This window comes from Thalassospira lucentensis (genome assembly GCF_050516545.1).
Taxonomy (GTDB): Bacteria; Pseudomonadota; Alphaproteobacteria; order Rhodospirillales; family Thalassospiraceae; genus Thalassospira; species Thalassospira lucentensis_C.
On the sequence record NZ_CP191544.1, the window covers coordinates 1,968,263 to 1,985,976 of the forward strand.

General features: G+C 50.5%; 16 protein-coding genes. 7 read left to right on the forward strand and 9 right to left on the reverse strand.

The window, feature by feature from the left end; all coding sequences use genetic code 11:
* The first annotated feature begins 50 nt into the window (after window positions 1-50).
* The gene (glnA, locus tag ACQ0MK_RS09165; RefSeq protein ID WP_430475751.1) at window positions 51-1,460 is read left to right on the forward strand and encodes a type I glutamate--ammonia ligase; all 1,410 of its coding nucleotides are present in this window, start codon (window positions 51-53) and stop codon (window positions 1,458-1,460) included.
* A gap of 257 nt (window positions 1,461-1,717) precedes the next feature.
* On the opposite strand, the gene ACQ0MK_RS09170 is transcribed toward glnA, so the two are convergent.
* The gene (locus ACQ0MK_RS09170) at window positions 1,718-1,891 is read right to left on the reverse strand and encodes a hypothetical protein (RefSeq protein WP_430475752.1); all 174 of its coding nucleotides are present in this window, start codon (window positions 1,889-1,891) and stop codon (window positions 1,718-1,720) included.
* Window position 1,892: 1 nt separating this feature from the next.
* On the opposite strand from ACQ0MK_RS09170, the gene ACQ0MK_RS09175 reads away from it, so the two are divergent.
* Window positions 1,893-3,665 carry a tetratricopeptide repeat-containing sulfotransferase family protein gene (locus ACQ0MK_RS09175; protein WP_430475753.1) on the forward strand — a complete coding sequence of 591 codons (1,773 nt, stop codon included), beginning with the start codon at window positions 1,893-1,895 and terminating at the stop codon, window positions 3,663-3,665.
* A gap of 25 nt (window positions 3,666-3,690) precedes the next feature.
* Here ACQ0MK_RS09175 and ACQ0MK_RS09180 read toward each other — a convergent pair whose 3' ends face one another.
* Both ACQ0MK_RS09180 and ACQ0MK_RS09185 read right to left on the reverse strand, forming a co-directional pair.
* A complete protein-coding gene (locus ACQ0MK_RS09180) occupies window positions 3,691-5,394 on the reverse strand; it encodes a diguanylate cyclase domain-containing protein (protein WP_430475754.1) in 1,704 nt (567 codons plus the stop codon).
* Window positions 5,395-5,446: 52 nt separating this feature from the next.
* Window positions 5,447-5,788 (reverse strand): hypothetical protein, encoded by a 342-nt coding sequence (locus ACQ0MK_RS09185; RefSeq protein ID WP_430475755.1) that lies wholly within the window; start codon window positions 5,786-5,788, stop codon window positions 5,447-5,449.
* A gap of 210 nt (window positions 5,789-5,998) precedes the next feature.
* Here ACQ0MK_RS09185 and ACQ0MK_RS09190 point away from each other — a divergent pair, with 210 nt between their 5' ends.
* The 3 genes from ACQ0MK_RS09190 to ACQ0MK_RS09200 all read left to right on the forward strand — a co-directional run bounded on the left by ACQ0MK_RS09190 (window position 5,999) and on the right by ACQ0MK_RS09200 (window position 8,844).
* Window positions 5,999-6,403: an OsmC family protein gene (locus ACQ0MK_RS09190; protein ID WP_430475756.1), complete on the forward strand. Its 405-nt coding sequence runs from the start codon at window positions 5,999-6,001 to the stop codon at window positions 6,401-6,403.
* A 158-nt stretch (window positions 6,404-6,561) separates the two neighbouring features.
* Entirely contained in the window at window positions 6,562-7,869 is a 1,308-nt protein-coding gene (locus ACQ0MK_RS09195) for an alpha/beta hydrolase (protein WP_430475757.1), read from the forward strand.
* Window positions 7,870-7,896: 27 nt separating this feature from the next.
* Window positions 7,897-8,844: an alpha/beta fold hydrolase gene (locus ACQ0MK_RS09200; RefSeq protein ID WP_430475758.1), complete on the forward strand. Its 948-nt coding sequence runs from the start codon at window positions 7,897-7,899 to the stop codon at window positions 8,842-8,844.
* On the opposite strand, the gene ACQ0MK_RS09205 is transcribed toward ACQ0MK_RS09200, so the two are convergent.
* Window positions 8,841-9,776 (reverse strand): helix-turn-helix domain-containing protein, encoded by a 936-nt coding sequence (locus ACQ0MK_RS09205; protein WP_430475759.1) that lies wholly within the window; start codon window positions 9,774-9,776, stop codon window positions 8,841-8,843. The two genes, ACQ0MK_RS09200 and ACQ0MK_RS09205, sit on opposite strands and share 4 nt — an antisense overlap.
* 149 nt (window positions 9,777-9,925) lie before the next feature.
* Here ACQ0MK_RS09205 and ACQ0MK_RS09210 point away from each other — a divergent pair, with 149 nt between their 5' ends.
* A complete protein-coding gene (locus tag ACQ0MK_RS09210) occupies window positions 9,926-10,906 on the forward strand; it encodes a phytanoyl-CoA dioxygenase family protein (protein ID WP_430475760.1) in 981 nt (326 codons plus the stop codon).
* Between the two features lie 74 nt (window positions 10,907-10,980).
* Here ACQ0MK_RS09210 and ACQ0MK_RS09215 read toward each other — a convergent pair whose 3' ends face one another.
* From ACQ0MK_RS09215 to ACQ0MK_RS09235, 5 genes are all read right to left on the reverse strand, one after another.
* Window positions 10,981-11,955 (reverse strand): adenosine deaminase, encoded by a 975-nt coding sequence (locus ACQ0MK_RS09215; protein WP_430475761.1) that lies wholly within the window; start codon window positions 11,953-11,955, stop codon window positions 10,981-10,983.
* A 69-nt stretch (window positions 11,956-12,024) separates the two neighbouring features.
* Entirely contained in the window at window positions 12,025-13,800 is a 1,776-nt protein-coding gene (locus ACQ0MK_RS09220; RefSeq protein WP_430475762.1) for a tetratricopeptide repeat-containing sulfotransferase family protein, read from the reverse strand.
* 239 nt (window positions 13,801-14,039) lie between these two features.
* Entirely contained in the window at window positions 14,040-14,936 is an 897-nt protein-coding gene (yddG, locus tag ACQ0MK_RS09225; RefSeq protein ID WP_430475763.1) for an aromatic amino acid exporter YddG, read from the reverse strand.
* Between the two features lie 121 nt (window positions 14,937-15,057).
* Window positions 15,058-15,888 (reverse strand): helix-turn-helix domain-containing protein, encoded by an 831-nt coding sequence (locus ACQ0MK_RS09230; protein ID WP_430475764.1) that lies wholly within the window; start codon window positions 15,886-15,888, stop codon window positions 15,058-15,060.
* Between the two features lie 126 nt (window positions 15,889-16,014).
* Complete coding sequence (locus ACQ0MK_RS09235; protein ID WP_430475765.1) at window positions 16,015-16,620, reverse strand: TetR family transcriptional regulator; 606 nt, start codon at window positions 16,618-16,620, stop codon at window positions 16,015-16,017.
* 183 nt (window positions 16,621-16,803) lie between these two features.
* Here ACQ0MK_RS09235 and ACQ0MK_RS09240 point away from each other — a divergent pair, with 183 nt between their 5' ends.
* Window positions 16,804-17,643 (forward strand): NAD(P)H-binding protein, encoded by an 840-nt coding sequence (locus tag ACQ0MK_RS09240; protein WP_430475766.1) that lies wholly within the window; start codon window positions 16,804-16,806, stop codon window positions 17,641-17,643.
* The last annotated feature ends 71 nt before the right edge of the window (window positions 17,644-17,714 follow it).

Here is a 17,714-nt window from a genome sequence, read left to right on the forward strand (position 1 = left end):
TTATTGAACATCGTACGGTCACTAAATAATGAGTTTTAAAGGGTTGCATCATGTCTGACGCTGCTTCTGTACTTAATCTGATCAAAGAAAAAGGCATTCAGTTTGTCGATCTGCGCTTTACCGATTCCAAAGGTAAATGGCAGCACACCGCGCAGGATATCTGCACGATCGACGAAGACGTCTTTGTTGACGGCATCATGTTCGACGGTTCGTCGATCGCCGGTTGGAAAGACATCAACGAATCTGACATGATCCTGATGCCGGATACATCAACCGCTGTTGTTGATCCGTTCACCGCACAGCCAACCCTGATCATCGTTTGCGACGTTATCGAACCGGCAACTGGCCAGGGTTACGAACGTTGCCCGCGTTCGACCGCGAAACGTGCACTTGCTTACATGAAATCCGCTGGTATCGGCGACACCGCATATTTCGGTGCAGAACCAGAATTCTTCATGTTTGACGACGTTCGCTGGACGACGGCTGGCGAAAGCATGGCCTATGCCCTTGATTCCGAAGAAGGTCCGTACAATACCGGCACCGAATTCGAAGGCGGCAACCGCGGTCACCGTCCGGGTCCAAAAGGTGGTTACTTCCCGGTACAGCCTGTTGACTCGGCAAACGACATCCGTGCGGAAATGGTTAACTACATCAACGAAATGGGTGTGCGTTGCGAAAAGCACCACCATGAAGTTGCGCCGTCGCAGCACGAACTGGGTATCGCTTTTGGCACCCTGATCGAACATGCCGATGCCGTTCAGATCTACAAATATTGCATCCACATGGTTGCACATCAGTATGGCAAAACCGCAACCTTTATGCCGAAGCCGGTATTTGGTGACAACGGTTCTGGCATGCACGTGCACCAGTCGATCTGGCACGAAGGCAAACCGCTGTTCGCAGGTAACAGCTATGCGGACCTGTCTGACACAGCGCTTTACTATATCGGCGGCATCATCAAGCACGCGAAAGCATTGAACGCTTTCACCAACCCGACGACCAACTCTTACAAGCGTCTGGTCCCGGGCTTTGAAGCACCGGTTTTGCTGGCTTATTCTGCTCGTAACCGTTCTGCATCTTGCCGTATCCCTTACACTGCTTCGCCTAAAGGCAAGCGTGTTGAGATCCGCTTCCCGGATGCACTGGCCAACCCGTATCTGGCATTCTCTGCCATGCTGATGGCTGGCCTTGACGGTATCGAGAACAAGATCCACCCGGGCGAAGCAATGGACAAAAACCTCTATGACCTTCCTGCGGAAGAGCTCAAAGATGTCCCGACCGTTTGCCGCTCGCTTCATGAAGCACTCGACAGCCTCAGCGCTGACCGTGAGTTCCTGAAGAAAGGTGACGTCATGACCGACGACCTGATCGATGCATATATCTCCCTGAAAATGGAAGAAGTCATTCGTTTCGAACAGTCGCCGCACCCGGTCGAATTCGACATGTATTACAGCGGTTAATCCTTTCACCCGAAAGGAATACGCGATCAGAAAACGCCCGGTCATCACGACCGGGCGTTTTTTTCTTTGGGGTTTCAAACATAGCCTGTCAGGCCCTAGTCATTTGATGCCCCAAGTATTCTCGCACCCCCTCGCTTCTCTCATACCTGCCCGAATGTCACTGGCTTGCTCAAAAGCAGCCATATCATGTGCTGCACGCGCGAGACCTGCCTTACAATCAACAAATCAGACGCCAGTTTTTGCCTGATGATCCGTGTTTATTCGTGACGGGAGAAGATTTCACCTTCGCCCGCATCACGGATAAACAGGATGTCGGCAATGATGGATGACCAGCCCCGCTCAACCTCAAACGCAAAAGTAATTCCAACAACTCGGCATCCATCAAGGATTCCGCCTGCGACAGGATTTAGCAAGACGGGGACTGCTGACATTGTGCCGCACAAGCTTGATGCTGGCATGGTTGAAATCCGCAAACAATGGTCATCTGGCAATCGCCGATCTGCTCGCAAACTTTGCACCAAGTTGATGAGCGAATATCCTGATCATGGGGACCTGCACCAAATCAATGGCCTAATCTATAACGAAAACGGTCAAATTGCCGAAGCCGTCAAAAGCTTGGAAAATGCTTGCAACACTCCTGATCCAAAGCCCGTCTATTTCACCGATCTGGCTGCCATTCTGGGCAATGCAGGTTATGAGCAACAAGCCAAAACAGTTTTATACGCGGCAGTGCAACGGTTTCCGGTCGATGGAAAAGCCCACTTGCAGCTTGGCATTCTTCAAACACGCGGCATGGGCGCCCGTAGTGCCATTCCCCATCTTAAACGCGCAATTGCGCTGAGCCCAACCGATTGGACGTCATGGAGTGCGATGGGTGCTACCCTGATGTCGCTTGATGATATTCAATCGGCCATGAACCATTTTGGCAAGGCGCTGCAATATGCGCAGAATGATCGTAATCAACAAGCAATCAGCGACATCAAGATCAGCATCGGCGAATGTCACAAGGAACTGGGCAATGTTGACGACGCCTGTGCGCTGTTTGAATCCGTTCTAAAAATTGAACCTGCAAACATTCGGGCATGGTATTGCCTGACCCTTATCAGGAAAGTGTCCGAAACCCACCCGGCATGGTCGGCAATTTGCGACATTTATCAATCTGGCGAGTACCAGAAAATGTCCCCTAGCACACAGGAAATGTTGCTGTTTTCAATCGGCAAAGTCGAGATGCAGCGCAAGAACCCAGATGCCGCGATGAAAGCTATTCACGAAGCAAATTTCGTCAAACGTCAGACCATCACTTATTCGCAGAGCGCGATTGAAAACACGCTCGACCATGTCCGGGATTGCTTTCCCAAAGAACGCTTTGCCCATCTAGAGCCTATCAGCAACGGCGACGAGAACGCCCAGCACATATTCATTGTTGGCATGCCCCGCTCCGGCACGACCCTGACTGAACAGATTTTAAGTTCCCACCCTGAGGTCTTTGGAGCGGGTGAGCTTGATGCCATGCCCCACCATCACCACGCCTTGATTGAGCATAAGGTCAAAAACGGCTCAGACCGACAAGACGTCATGAAATATGACGATGATTTTATCCGCATTCTGGGCCAAGCCTATCGCACCGAGACCATTGGGTGTATTCGCCGCATTCAAACTGCAAATGGTGATCACACAGAAGCACAGCGTATCGTAGATAAACTACCTTCAAACTTTACCCGTGTCGGGCTTCTGGCCTTGATGTTGCCCAACACGCGGATCATTCATTGCCGCCGACACCCGATGGCGTCATGTTTTTCGATCTATAACCGTCGTTTTGGTGGAGTTCAGAACTTTGCCTATGACCAGCGCGATCTTGGGCATTACTACAACACTTACGAACGTTTTATGGATCACTGGCGTGATGTGCTTCCAGCTGACCGTTTTATTGAGGTCGATTATGAAGATATTGTTGAAAACCTTGACGTCGAAGCGCGCCGTTTGATCGCGTTTATCGGCCTTCCATGGAATGACGCGTGTCTTAGTTTCCACAAAACAGAACGCCAAATCCGCACCCATAGTGCGCTTGAGGTCAGAAAGCCGATCTATCGTAGCAGCCTAAAAGGCTGGGAACCATATATCGACCATCTGGGTCCACTGCGTGAAACACTTGGGTTAGATAAATCCGGTGAGCATTTGAACATTGAACGGCGTAAGGTCAGCTGATCCTTGGGGCTGATTTAACCTGCAATCAGTCCTGATCAAGGTCCGGTTCGATGTCGCGAGCATACAGGCGATACTGCCCCGATCCGGCTTCTTTGGCTGCGCGCATGGCTTTGTCGGCGCGGCGGAGTTGTTCGTTCATATCACTGAGCCCGGCATCAAAGACCACAACACCCAATGAGCATGTCACGGTTGCTTCAGCACCAATTTCCAACGAAATGGGGTGTTCCATTTCCTTGAGAATAGCATTGGCCGTCTCGATCATATAGTTTTCATCGCCCTTGTTGATAAACAGCAAGCCAAACTGATCGCCCCCAAGACGCGATATTTCCTCTGCCCGGCGTGCCGCACGTTTCAAACGTTTGGCGGTTTCAATCAAAACGGCATCACCGGCACTATGGCCCTGCTTGTTGTTCAGTTCGCGCAACCGGTCGAGGTCAACTATAAACAGTGCTGCAGGTGCCACCGTCCCGCGCAGAACAAGTTCGGACTGCGTCATTTTTTGCAAGAACCGCGCACGGTTGGCCAAGCCGGTCAATTCGTCATTATTGGCTTTGTTTTGCAATTCACGGGCAGCCTGCTTTTCCTTGGTGATGTCGCTGATCCACCATAAAACCGATGGTTCGCCTTCGAAATCCATCGGTTCAATGTTGGTTTTGACCCAGATCGCTTCGCTCATACTCGGCCGGCGAATACGCAACTCAACGTCGCTTAGCTCACCCAACATATCCATGTCACTTAAGCTTTGCGCCCGATAGCGATCAGACAGTAACACCGCATCGGTATTTTCATCATCCTCACCAAGCTTTACAAGCCGGGCAAAGGTTTGGTTATAGAAACTGAACTTCCCGTCGGCGCGATTGGAAATGGCCACCCCGACCGGCGCATGTTCGAGCAACCCCGTCAGGCGTTCTGTGGCGGCAGCAATTTCGGCCTGTGCGTTCTTAAGCGACGTAATATCCACAAGCGACCCGATCGTGCCAACAATCGCCCCACTTGGACCTTTAAGCCGTGCTGCGGCAAACATCACCGTTCGAACAATATCGCCAACCGCAAAACTGATTTCATCACGCGCATTATCAAATGTGTCGGAAAGCGTTTTCTCCTTGCTGGTAATCATATCGACAAGAGACCTATCGGCAACTTCAGCAAGGTTTTTACCAATTACCTGATCCGGACTTGACCCGATCAGTTCGGCAAAGGCCGCGTTACAACGGTTAATCACACCGTCTAGGTTCTTAAGGTAAACCGGGGTCGGCAGAACTTCGATCATATGCTGGATAAAGGTTTTATGGTCTGCCAATGACCGGGCGAGTTCTTCGGCCTTGCCAATATCGCGGACAACAAGGGCCACCGCCCCGTCCGGCCCGTCATGCCGACGCCAGGTAAATTTGCGTTTTCCCAAGGCAAAGTCCGTTAAGTCCGCTTTGCCCTTTTTACCTGAAACATATTCGAGTGTTTCACGAACAGCACCCTTGGCATCACCATTGGAAAATTCAGCATTCTTGGCAAGGAAAGCCAAAAACTGCTTTACCTCAGTACCCGCGCGCAAGGTCGAGACACCATGTGCAAAAATGGCTTCTGCCGCCGGATTGGCGTGCACAATGACCAGCCCATTCTTTTCGATCAGAATGATGCCGTCACGTGAAAGAGATGCAGTTGCCTTTATGCCAGAACTTAATGCCAACTTACCAAACCCGCTAAAGTGTTCAGGCTCCACATTTATGGTCACTTTTCAGTGCCCTACATGATCATATGGGCACGAAAACAATCGCTCAGGAAACTCAGCGTTTTGCCGGAGGTATCGGAAGATCGATATAGCCACGGTCAATACAATGTTCGAGTTCCCGAGCAGCAGCCAACAGTTCCTGATAGCATTCACGTAAGTGTTTCAACTTGGCCAACTCGTCTTCTGTCGGATGTTGATCCGAACGATCCGCTGTAAGCTTAAAAGCATATTTCAGGTAATCAGCACGCAGCCTTGCCACAGTAATCATCAATGGTACCGCATTTTCCACCGACATATCGGGGATTGCCGGACTTATAATCTCGTGATTGATTTCACGGAGAACATGCTCCATGCCCATCATAAAACGGCTTTTGCTGCGGGTGGGATCCTGCGTCATGACCAATGCTCCTACGCCATAAGGGTCTGAATTCTTATGATAGTATCATCCTAGAAGATAAAAACAGTTATAACAGTTTATACTTAAGATTACATCAATCTGCTCTGTCTTCTAAAGCCCTGCTCTTAGGTATCCATGATCACGCCTTGCAGGCACGCCTTAACCGCGCTAGAGGATGGAACATCCGTTTTAAAACACAGGAATTCAATCATGGAAGCACGCGTAAAGTGGCTTGAGAACCTTACATTCACAGGAACCAGCGGCACGGGCCACGGTGTTGTCATGGATGGCGACAAAGATAACGGTTTTGGCCCAAGCCCGATGGAAATGCTGCTTCTTGGTCTTGCTGGATGTTCATCAATTGACGTTGTCCACATTCTGAAAAAAGGTCGTGAAAACGTCCTTGATGTTGAAACCGAAGTCAAAGCCGAACGTGCGGAAACCGATCCTAAGGTCTTCAACAAAATTCACCTGCATTTCAAGGTAAAGGGTGAAAACCTGAACGAGACCAAGCTTGGCCGTGCGGTTGAACTTTCGGCTGAGAAATATTGCTCAGCCTCTATCATGCTTTCAAAGGCAGCAGAAGTAACCCACAGCTGGGAAATCATTGAATAGGCTTAATGCCTATCGATCCCAAGCCCCGAAAGTGGTCTGAATTCAGACCACTTTTTTTGTTTCTCGCACCAAACGGATGCACGCGGTAACATCGAAACCCGATAAAAGAAACATGCTATAAGACGTTCAACAAACTTAACGACACGGAGCCATTCCAGATGAGCAATCAAAGAACGATACGGGCCAGCCTGACTTCCCTTATTGTTGGTGCCGCATTGGCGATTACAGGTTGCTCAAAGGAAGACCCGCAAGACAGCCCGTCTGGCAATGCCATCAAAGCGCCGTCGGGCGACATGTCGTTCTCTGACTACGTTACGTCCACCCGCAGTCAACTGCACGATGCCTTGTCATCAAAGCGGTTCGCACAAGAAGAAAACCCCTTTGGCGAGTACAATATCGATCAAGTCGTTGATATGCGTGCCCCCTTCGCGATCACACCAGATAAGATTTCCTGTGACGCAACAGGCCGTGGTCTTGCCCATGGTGAAAAGGTCGGGTTTCTTATGATCCATGGCCTGACAGATAGTCCGTTCTGGTTAAGTGACGTCCGCGACCATCTGCGCAATCGTTTTCCCTGTGCAACGTTTCACGGCGTCTTGTTGCCCGGGCATGGCACGGTCCCGGGTGATTTGATCGATGTACGTTTAGAAGACTGGTTGGACACGGTGCGTTACGGCGTTGACGCGTTTGGTGCTGACATCGAGCACATTATCCCCATCGGTTACTCCACGGGAGCAACGCTGATTGGTCGCGATTTCGATGCCCGAAAACAAGATAAGCGCATCAATGGCATGATCATGTTATCGCCCGGATTGGCTGCAAAAAGCGACCAAGCGTGGCTTACGCCCTATGTCCGGCATGTCAAAAAATGGGTAGGTCAAAGCAAAAACAATGATCCGGGAAAATATGGATCTATGGCAATGAATGCGGCGGGTGAGTTTCACCTTCTGACCGAACCTTATCGCGATGGATCGATCAAGAATTTTGATATTCCGGTCTTCCTCGTGATCAGCTCTGATGACCAAACCGTCGATCCACTTGCAGCTGTTGATTTCTTTTGTGAAAAGGTTGACGCGCCGATCAAGCACCTGATCTGGTATCAGGGCGAAAACAATGCGCTTGATGACCATCCCAAATGCGACGATATCGATATTGTCAGTTCGGCCAACGACGAAATGCGCACGATCAACCATGCCCATACCGCCATTACCATGCACCCCGACAACACGGTTTATGGCGTAAACGGGGCGGTTTATGATTGCGGTCATTATGATGACGAACAGCAACATCAAGCCTGCGAAGCTGGCGAGAATGTCGTTTACGGCGAACGTAACCTGATTGCATCGGCGACACCGGGAACTTTGCGACGTGGTACCTTTAATCCTGATTTCCCGGCCATGATCGAAAAGATGTCTACCTTTATTGTCGCATCGCTTGGCATTACTGCGGACATGCATGCAAAATAATGTTCGGTCCCAATAACAGTTACGCCCATGATGTTTTCTATTGATCGCTTCACCGCACCTGATCGCATTTCTCTGCGCTATGGCATCAGCACATCTGAAGTCCCACGCGGCTATGTGCTGATCCTGCAAGGGCGCGGTGAATTTATCGAACGGTATGAGGAAACGGCGTCCGATCTTGGTGCGCGTGGTTGGGGCTGTGTGACGTTTGATTTTCGCGGCCAAGGTGGATCATCACGAGAGGCCCCTGACCCAAATATGGGCTATGTCCGCGATCTGGCCCATTACGCCACCGATGCCCGACACGTCATGAATCACATCGAACACAAACACGGCATAGTCTGCGACTTGGTTCTTACCCATTCAACCGGTGGACTGATCGCAATGGGCATGATGCTTGGTCAAGCTGATCTTTGGAAAAGTGCCGTAATGATTGCGCCGTTTTTCGGGTTGGGTGGGCCTGATTGGTTATCAGTTGCCGCACAGTTTTTATCTAGCGGTCTGTGCCGCTATGGGTTTGATAAGCAGTATCTGCCGGGGCAAAGTTCCCATAGTCCGCTTAAGGATTTTGCCCCCGAAAACCTGTTGACCTCCGACCCCATCCGATATGAGCGTAACCGTACTTTTCTCAGAAATGATCCATCTTTGGTCATAGGGGGCACGTCGGCCGGATGGCTTGATGCCTGTTTTCAGGCACAAGCATCAACCGCGACCAAACTAGCCAGCGTTGCCGATACCTTGCCCCCGATTACGATGGTCCTTGCCGGTAATGATCTGGTTGTTTCAAACCAGATAACCGAAGAAATTTTTGGTGGACTTCCCAACATCTCCATCACTGAAATCCCAGAAGCTCGCCATGAAATCTTGCAGGAACAAGATATGTTTCGCGCCCAATTCTGGGCCCTGTTTGATGCACATATGACCCTTCATCACCCTGATGATGAATTTTCTACAACATCTCCAAACGTCAGAACTTAGGCCACATCTGGCATAGCTTCGAAACGCCTTTTGCGGAAAATGCTTGGCGCAATACCACGGTGGCGTCGGAATTGACGGTTAAAGTGCGACAGGTTTTGAAAACCAGATTCTTCCGCCACCCGATAGATTGGCATGTCAGATGATAGTAACAAACTGGCAGCCCGCCCCAATCGCAAGCCCATCACATAATCCTGAATGTTTGATCCCATATGGCGCTGAAAAAACCGGCGTAATGTGCGTTCGCTCATACCTGCATTTTGTGCGATCACGGCACTGCTGACCGGTTCCAGATAACTGCCATGCAGCAGATCAAGCACCTTGCCCAACCGGCTGGCATCATCATGATCCGGAAGGGCCGCATCAAAGCGATCAGATGCCAAGGGTGTAAGCTGCCGTGCATCCAGCAAGGTACGCAAAACTTCGATCAGAAGTAAAAGCTGATCTGCCGGGTCGCCTTGATCAAATTGCAGAGCAAAGGCCGCAACCTTGCGCCCTGTTTGCGGGTCGAACTGTACCCCGCGACGTGCGAGGCGAAGTGCTTTATCAAGGCCTGCAAGTTCCGGCATGGTTTTGCAGACTGCGGTGATCCAGTCTGCTGTAAACCAGAAAACAAACGCCTGATGTCCTTTGCGCCGCCCTTTCACCTGAAGGGCAGCTTCGTGCGCACGCAATCCACCATGACTGGCCGATGGTGGCGTGGCATTCGAAGAATGCCACGTGTGGGGCAAATTTGGCCCCAGCAACACAAGGTCATCATCCCCGTAGTTGCCAATATGGTCACCAACATAGCGCTGCCCATGGCTTCCAAGTGTCAGGGTCAGTTCATATTCAGGGTGAAAATGCCATTCAAATGGGATCGCTTGCAGATTGCGATAAAGCCCCTTCCATGATCGGTCTTCGGCAATTCGGACATGTTCAAACAACAGCTTCATCAGAGATCAACCATGCCTGTACGGTACAATTTTTTATCTATTTTGGCCAAATAGTATCATTCTTTGTCCGTCCTGTCAGTGGGCATCACACGTCCCTGCTGTTTAGAATTCATCCAGTGAAAAAAGACCAACCATCCGGGAGAAACAGCATGTCAATGTTAGCAACAGCGCCAATGTCCAACGCCGCCAACACCCCCAATGCCGACCGTCCCGGCAATGCGTCGGTCAAGGAAGTTCAAGGCGAACAGCTTCGCGATCTGAAAAAAACTTTGCCGCTTCGCGTTTTATCAGAGGACGATTTTGCCCATTGGCAGAACTATGGCTATGTCGTTGTGCCAAATGCTGTTCCGGTCGAACAAGTCCGCGCGACGGTTGATCTTCTTTGGGAATTCACCGAGATGGACCCAAACGACCCGGAAAGCTGGAACCGCCCGCAAATGCGCGATCATGCGATGAAGGAATTGAACAATTCCGGCATGGTCGAGATTTATAACCATCAAACGCTTTGGGATAACCGACAGACGCAACGGGTTTATGATGCGTTTGTTGATATCTGGGATCGAACGGACCTTTGGGTGTCTATTGACCGTGCGAACCTGAATACCCCGAACACGGGCAAACGGGCCTTTGATGGATTTATTCACTGGGATGCTGATACCACCAAGGATCCTTTGCCGATCAATGTGCAGGGTGTGTTGTCGCTTGTTGATACCACCGATGACATGGGCGGCTTTCAATGTGTGCCGGATTTATTTGCCAATTTCGCAGAATGGCGCAAAACAGCCCCCATCGATCGCGATCCGTTCCGCCCGGATATTGAAAACGTCCCCTACGCGCCCAAACGTATTGCGATGAAGGCAGGCGACCTTGTGATTTTCAACAGCCTGCTGGCCCACGGCATTCGCGCAAACCGATCAGATCAGTCGCGCATTGCGCAATACATCTCGATGGCGCCGGCAACGCCCGAAGAACAGGAACTTGTTGATTGGCGGGTTAAAAGCTGGTCCGAACGCCTGCCCGCACGTGGTCATGCTTTCCCCGGTGATCCGCGCAATTGGGAACAAATCCGATATAAGCGTGCTGAACTCACCCCGCTTGGTGAAAAGTTGCTGGGTAAAACTGCTTGGTAAGCCATAGCTGCCTTAAGATACAAAAAAGCGCCCGATCAAAGGGCGCTTTTTCATTGGTACAAGGACTATCGGGATTAGAGCTTGGCAAGCAAGTCAGCCTTGGTCGCATCATCAACAAAGGCTGCATTAATCGCAGTGCGGGTCACATCAATTAGTTCAGCATCGCTAAAGCCAAACACATCCTGCGCACGCTGATATTCATCGGCAAGGCTGGTAAAGAAGAACGGCGGATCGTCTGAACCGAGCGTGACCTTTACACCTGAATCATAGAATTTGCGCAATGGATGTGATGCGTAATCGGGATAAACAGACAAGGCGATGTTTGAGCCCGGACACACTTCCAAGACGATGCCGCGCTTTGCCAATGTTTCGACCAATTTCGGGTCTTCGATGGAACGCACTCCATGGCCGATACGGGTCACAGGCAATTTATCAATCGCATCCCATACGCTTTGCGGACCCTGCACTTCGCCCGCATGGGTGGTGCAACCCAGTCCGGCATCTGCGGCAAGTTTAAATGCCGGGTAGAAGGTTTCCTGCGAGAACATGCTTTCATTCCCGCCCATTCCGAAACCAACGATATAGGGATGCGCACAGGCAGCCGTTTCCTCGGCCACCTTCACGGCAACATCCCCGCCAACATGACGAACACAGGTCATGATGATCCGACCAATGATACCCGTTTCTTTGTGAGCGCGATCAATCCCATCGACCACGGCTTCAAGGTGATCGTCATAGGACAGACCGCAATCGAGCGCATGGGTCGGCGAACAAAACAGTTCGACATATAATGTGCCTACCTTGGCCTGTTCTGTCAGATAGAAATGGGTGAGGTCAGAATAATCCTGTTTGGTCCGGATCGCGGCACTGGCCTTATCAAAACTTTTGAGAAACTCGGGAAAATCGCCCCAGATATACCGGTCCTGATCGTCATAAATGTCATCTGACAATGTCAGACCATTGCGTTTGGCAAAGGCACGAACCAATGCGGGTGTCATCGCACCTTCAAGATGCAAATGCAGCTCTGCCTTGGGAAGGGTCTGGGTCATTGGGCGCTCCGGTTCTTTGGGTATCTTTTTGTATATAGAAATACCTTCTAACCCGAAGCCCCCATAAGGTCACGCAGCAACCGCTTTTCGTGATGATTTCTGTGCCGATTTTACTTTGGTGTTTTCACTGTTCTCGGCAAGCTTGGCCAGTGGGCCGATATAGGGTTCGAACCGTTGCCATTTTCCAAGAGAATCTTTGAAAATCGGGCGCCGAACCTGGATCATGCTTGCCGTCGCGGCAGCCTTGTCCGCACGGTAAAACTCAAGACATTCCGGGTGCCAATCCAAGCCACAATGGGCGAGATAATCTTTTGCGACGGCTTCCGGGTCTGCCACCAGATCTTCATAAGACAGATCATAAAGCATGCCGTTGTGATCCGTTTCAAAAAACGTATCCATCAACTGAACATAGGCTTGGTAGTAATCGGCAAGCTCGCCAAGATCATCGGCAAACCGCATCGGAATGGCAAACGGGGTTGTATATATCGACAAACAGGTCGCCAACGGATGACGATGGGTATGTAAGATCGGCGCATCTGGAAACACCCGTCTGATCATTTCCACACGGACAAAATTCGCTGGCGTCTTATTGGTGACGAACCGCTTGTCCGGCGCATAATCTTTCAACGCATCAAGATATTGTTTTCTGATTGCCCGTGCTGCTTTTGCATCCATGCGGACCAATTGGTCCGATATTTTACCCGCCCCGACAACGTCCGTTACGGCCTTGGCAAAATCACCGATTTCGCCCGCAGCATGCACATCAGGATGCACGCCCAGAATACGTTCGCTCAAAGTCGTGCCCGACCGCGGCATACCAACGATAAAGATTGGCTTTGGTCCGCTGACATTTTCAGAAATATCGACAGCAGGAACTTGATCACGGGTCGCGTCTGCATCTCTGGCTATGGACGCCAAACCCGCCAATTCATCTATCTCTTGTGCTATATCAATCGGACGTGCCTTGCGGTTGGCCGCATGTCCCTTTTGATAATAATCGAATGCCTCTTTCATATTTCCTTGGGCTTCTTCGATTTTGGCGCGTGCGAACGCAGCGTTATAAGCGTCCTTAAGCGTTATGCCGGTTTTCTCAAGAATGGCATCAAGGAAATCTGCTGCGGTTTCCGGCATCGCTTGCGGGCGCAGGAAGGCAACAATTATATAAGGCTGCGCGCCATAATCAGGCTGATCAGCAATAATTGATAAACTGATTGAAACGGATTTTTCGACTTCTGCTGCAGCGGCATAGCTGGATGCCAAAAACATCCGCATGTCGATATTTTGCGGATGACGTGCGACAAATTTTTCAAGTAATTCAAACGCCAAGTCATATTTCTCTTGATGCAAATGAACCCGCGCCAGCAGTTTTTGGGCATCGATAAACCGGGGACTGTTCTGCGGAATGGCACTAAGGGCTTCGACCGCACGGGAAAGTTTGGGCGCAATGCAACGTCCCGGACTTTTAACCAATTCACGTTGGAAAATAAGGTTTCCAAGCATGTAAGAAAGCAGATCATTTTGCGACGCAGCACGAAGACGTTGCTCTATTGCCAGTTCGGCTGAATTAAAGTCATTAGTAATATAGCAATATTGCACTAAATTCTGATAAATTGCGCCAAACAGCGGATCGTCTAATGCAATATTACGAAATAACTTCCGAAGACGCTGACCCGCATTTGCAGGGGATTTACTCTGCAGCTCGCTGACCGCAGTCATAATTTGAATATCGGTTCGTTTGGGGTGGATTTTGAGAATCCGTGCACCAATTCTGGCCGCTGTATCAAATTCGGCGGCCGACATTGCCTGTTTCAAGTCCCGTGCAATGTCAGGTTTTGACTGCGTCATTCATCCGTCCCTAGATGCGTATTTTTAAACTCACGCCCCTCCCCAGAAACTAGACGACTATAAGTCACTTAAAACCCATCGCACAGCACAAATATCTCACTACAGCACCAAAATCACGAAATTGTGACCAAGCTGCATCTTCAACGGATAATTCTACTAATGATTGCTTCTCCCAAGAACCATAATCACCCCCTACTGAACAAGGTTCACTAAATGACCATCATGATTTCAGTGCCAAGTTATGGGGTCTTTCTGAACAAAAGTTCTCTGGATGCTAGAACAGCACCCCCAATGATCAAGACACAACCGACAATCACCGACGTCGTCGCCAGTGCTTTGCCAAATCCGATCAATAGACAAGTGCTGAGTAACGGCGCCCCATAGGCAGTCACGCCCAGTATCTGAATATCACCATGTTTGGTGCCAAAATCCCAAACAAAGAACGCAGCACCAACGGGCCCCAACCCAAGACCCAGGATTGCGAACCACTGCACAATGTCTGGCGACACCCAGATTTCTGTCATCCAATGCGTCATGAAACCAAGAATGGCCGCACCGGCACAAAACCCGCAAACCGCATTGACCGGGACATGGCGATATCGCCGGTTCAACACCGAATACCCTGACCACAAAACCGAACAAATAACCGCGGCTCCATATCCCAAAGAAAATGTCGGATCAAACGACAGACTGCGTCCTTTACTGACAAGCAGGACTGCACCGCAAAGGCCAATGGTTCCGCCCAGAACATGGTACCATCGCAATCGTTCTCCGGGCAGAAGGGCCGAAAAAAGAACGATAAAAAGCGGCCACAAATACGCGATCAAACTCGCTTCAACAGCAGGTGCATTGGCCAAGGCCACAAAATAGAAGAAGTGGTAGCCAAACAACCCAAACACACCCAGGACCCATGCCCCTAAGGGTTGGCGCAACGCGTTTAGAAGGCTTCCGCCGCGCACGATGATCCAGATGCAGCTAAAAATACTTGCGATGGAAAAGCACAGGCTTACCAACTGAAAAGGCGGGATGGTCGAAACTTCTGTGGTCAAAAGTGCTAAAAGAGACCAAAGAACCACCGCAATTGCGCCGATGACTGTTGCACTTTGTTTTTGGTTCTCGCCCGTGACATCCGTCATCTTGCATATGCCCTTTATTGCAAAGTGCAAAAATGCAGGAGACGGTCGAGACTGTCTTTGCCCAAGCTCCGAAAATCGTTTTCAGACAGGCTCTTTTCCACAAGCCACCTTAATATGGCTGTTAGATTTCAGCCTCAGGCAATTTACGTGCATCTCGTCGAACGGCAACAGGCGTTTGCCCAAATTGCCGGGAAAAGGCACGTGAAAAAGCACTCTGATCAGAAAATCCCACTGCATTGGCAAGATCACCAATTGAAAGCTGGATTTGGCAATCTTGCAAAAGAAACCAGGCCATCTGCAGTCTCTTGGCTGTGAGCCAGCGCATGGGGCTTGTCCCAAGATAACGCTGGAATGCGGCGAAAAGACTGCTTTCCGACTGGGCTGCAATACGGGCCATATCAGATATTGTAATGTCTTCGGTCAGTCTGGTTTCCACCCAGTCCATCACGCGGATCAAGCGGGTGGGAATATTCGATCCTGTATCCTTCTCGGTTCCGACGGCCTGCCGACTATGACCAAGAATGAAGCGTATCTGATCCACCAAACCCGAATCGTCAATTGTGTTGGTTAAGGGCATCCCGTTACCGGCGAATTCGGACGCGTCCGGTCTAAACCAGCGCCCGTCCAGCAAGCCCGGCAAACTGCCCTGAGCGCCATTTTGAAGTTCAAGGTAGGCAGATGCACGACCCCGACTTTGCCAAAGTGCCTCGATCCCGGTTTTGTGGGCCAGATTAATATTCACATCAAGAACAAGGAAGCGGTTCAATCCTTCGGCGCGAAATGCGTGTGATCGTCCTGCTTCGACAAACGCCATGCGTCGACCACTGACTTCGCCTGCGCGCCCCTCGACTTCAAGTTCGAGCTTCCCGACATCTGAAATGATGATCTGGTGAAAATCGGCGTGACTATGACTTTCCGCTTCGGCCCGATAGTGTCGCAGGTTGTAGTGCATTTCATCCTCTGAACAACACAAATTGGGCAAAACCAAACGATCCAGGCCAGCCCATCAGCAAACAATATAAGATCAGGGCTTAATCACCCAAAACAGAAAAACAGAACAGCCAGGTATCGTATTTGGTTAAACCTGCAGCATTTCAGACAGTTCGCGTCCCATCATGCGTTTATAGCTGCTGATGATTTCGCGCCCTTCAGATGCCGGTACGGATATCGCAAGGCGCATAGTCGCCTCGCCCGTATACATGATTAAAAGGCAGCGGGCGGCAAAAGTCGCGCCATCCCCATCATTGTCGCGTAGCCGAAGAATTGTGCGCACCAGTGACTGTGCGTTTGCCCGGCTGACTTCAAGTTCCATGTCACGCAAGGTTTTGTCAGCCTGCGTTCCCGTCCAGATGTCGCAAATCACCGGCTCGGCCAGAAACAGGTCGTAATAGGTATCAATCAGCTGATCAAAAGCAGCAATCAGACCACTTTGCGTTGTCACATCAGCCAATGCCTCGTCGAGGCAGTGCTGTGATTCTTCATTATAGCGTTCTGCCAATGCATGAATGATCGATGCCTTGTCAGGGAAATATTGATAGAGCGATCCGATAGAGACTCCCGCCTTTTCTGCGAGTTCCCCCATCTTCATTGTGTCACTTCCGCTTGCTGAAATCAGCTCGCATGCCGCTTTAAGGATGTTTTCCACCCGATCGCGGCTTCTTTTTTGCGTTGGTGCACGCCTCATTTTTTTCGCGTTATCCGACAAATACTTACACCATTTTTCACGTGCAGTCACGACCGCCCAATGCAGCTGCTCACAAGCTTACGATAGAAAAACTCTCTTGACGCATAGAATACGAGGATTTATCACATTTAGCAAATATGAGGATTACTCACATTATACATATTCGTTTCAGGAGACAAAACCATGCAAACCAAAACCCGTTTTCTCGTCCTTGGTGCCACCGCAAAAACCGGCAAACGCGTCGCCGATAAACTGCGATCCCAAGGCCATGACGTTCGCGCTGTTTCGCGCAGCACAACACCTGCGTTTGACTGGACGAAACCCGAAAACTGGGATGATGCGTTGCGCGATATTGATGCGATTTACGCAACGTTTCAGCCGGACCTTGCGGTTCCGGGATCCGATGAAATCATCTCTGCCTTTGCAAAAAAGGCGATCTCGCATGGGGCCAAACGGATTGTGATGCTTTCAGGCCGCGGAGAAGCAGCAGCCCACCGTGCCGAAGATGCCCTGCGTCATTCTGGCGCGGATGCCACTGTCCTTAGGGGCAACTGGTTCTTCCAGAATTTCAGCGAAGACATGTTCCTGCCCTATATCCAGCAAGGAACCCTTGCCCTGCCCGCTGGCGATGTCCCCGAACCCTTCATTGATACCGATGATATTGCCGATTGCGCAGTTGCCTGCCTGCTGGATTCAAAGCATATCGGCAAGACATATGAGCTTTCCGGGCCAGATGCCCTGACCTTTGCCGAGGTCACATCCATCCTGAGCGACGCCACCAACCGCAAGATCGATTTCATTCCGATCACACTTGATGAACTTGATGCCGGGATGGCCAGTGATGGCGTACCAGAAGATTTTCGGGGATTAATCCGCTATCTGTTTTCCGAAGTTCTCGATGGACGGAATAGTGCCCCGACCACAGATGTCGAACAGATTCTAGGACGCAAACCAAACAGCCTGCGCAACTATGCCCAAGATGTTGCGCGAACCGGTCTGTGGAATGTTGCTAAAACCGCCTGATACGCTGAGGCGTGCAGCATTTTTGCAGCACGCCTCTAATCTTCTTGCCTTAACTGATCGCTTAAATGCTT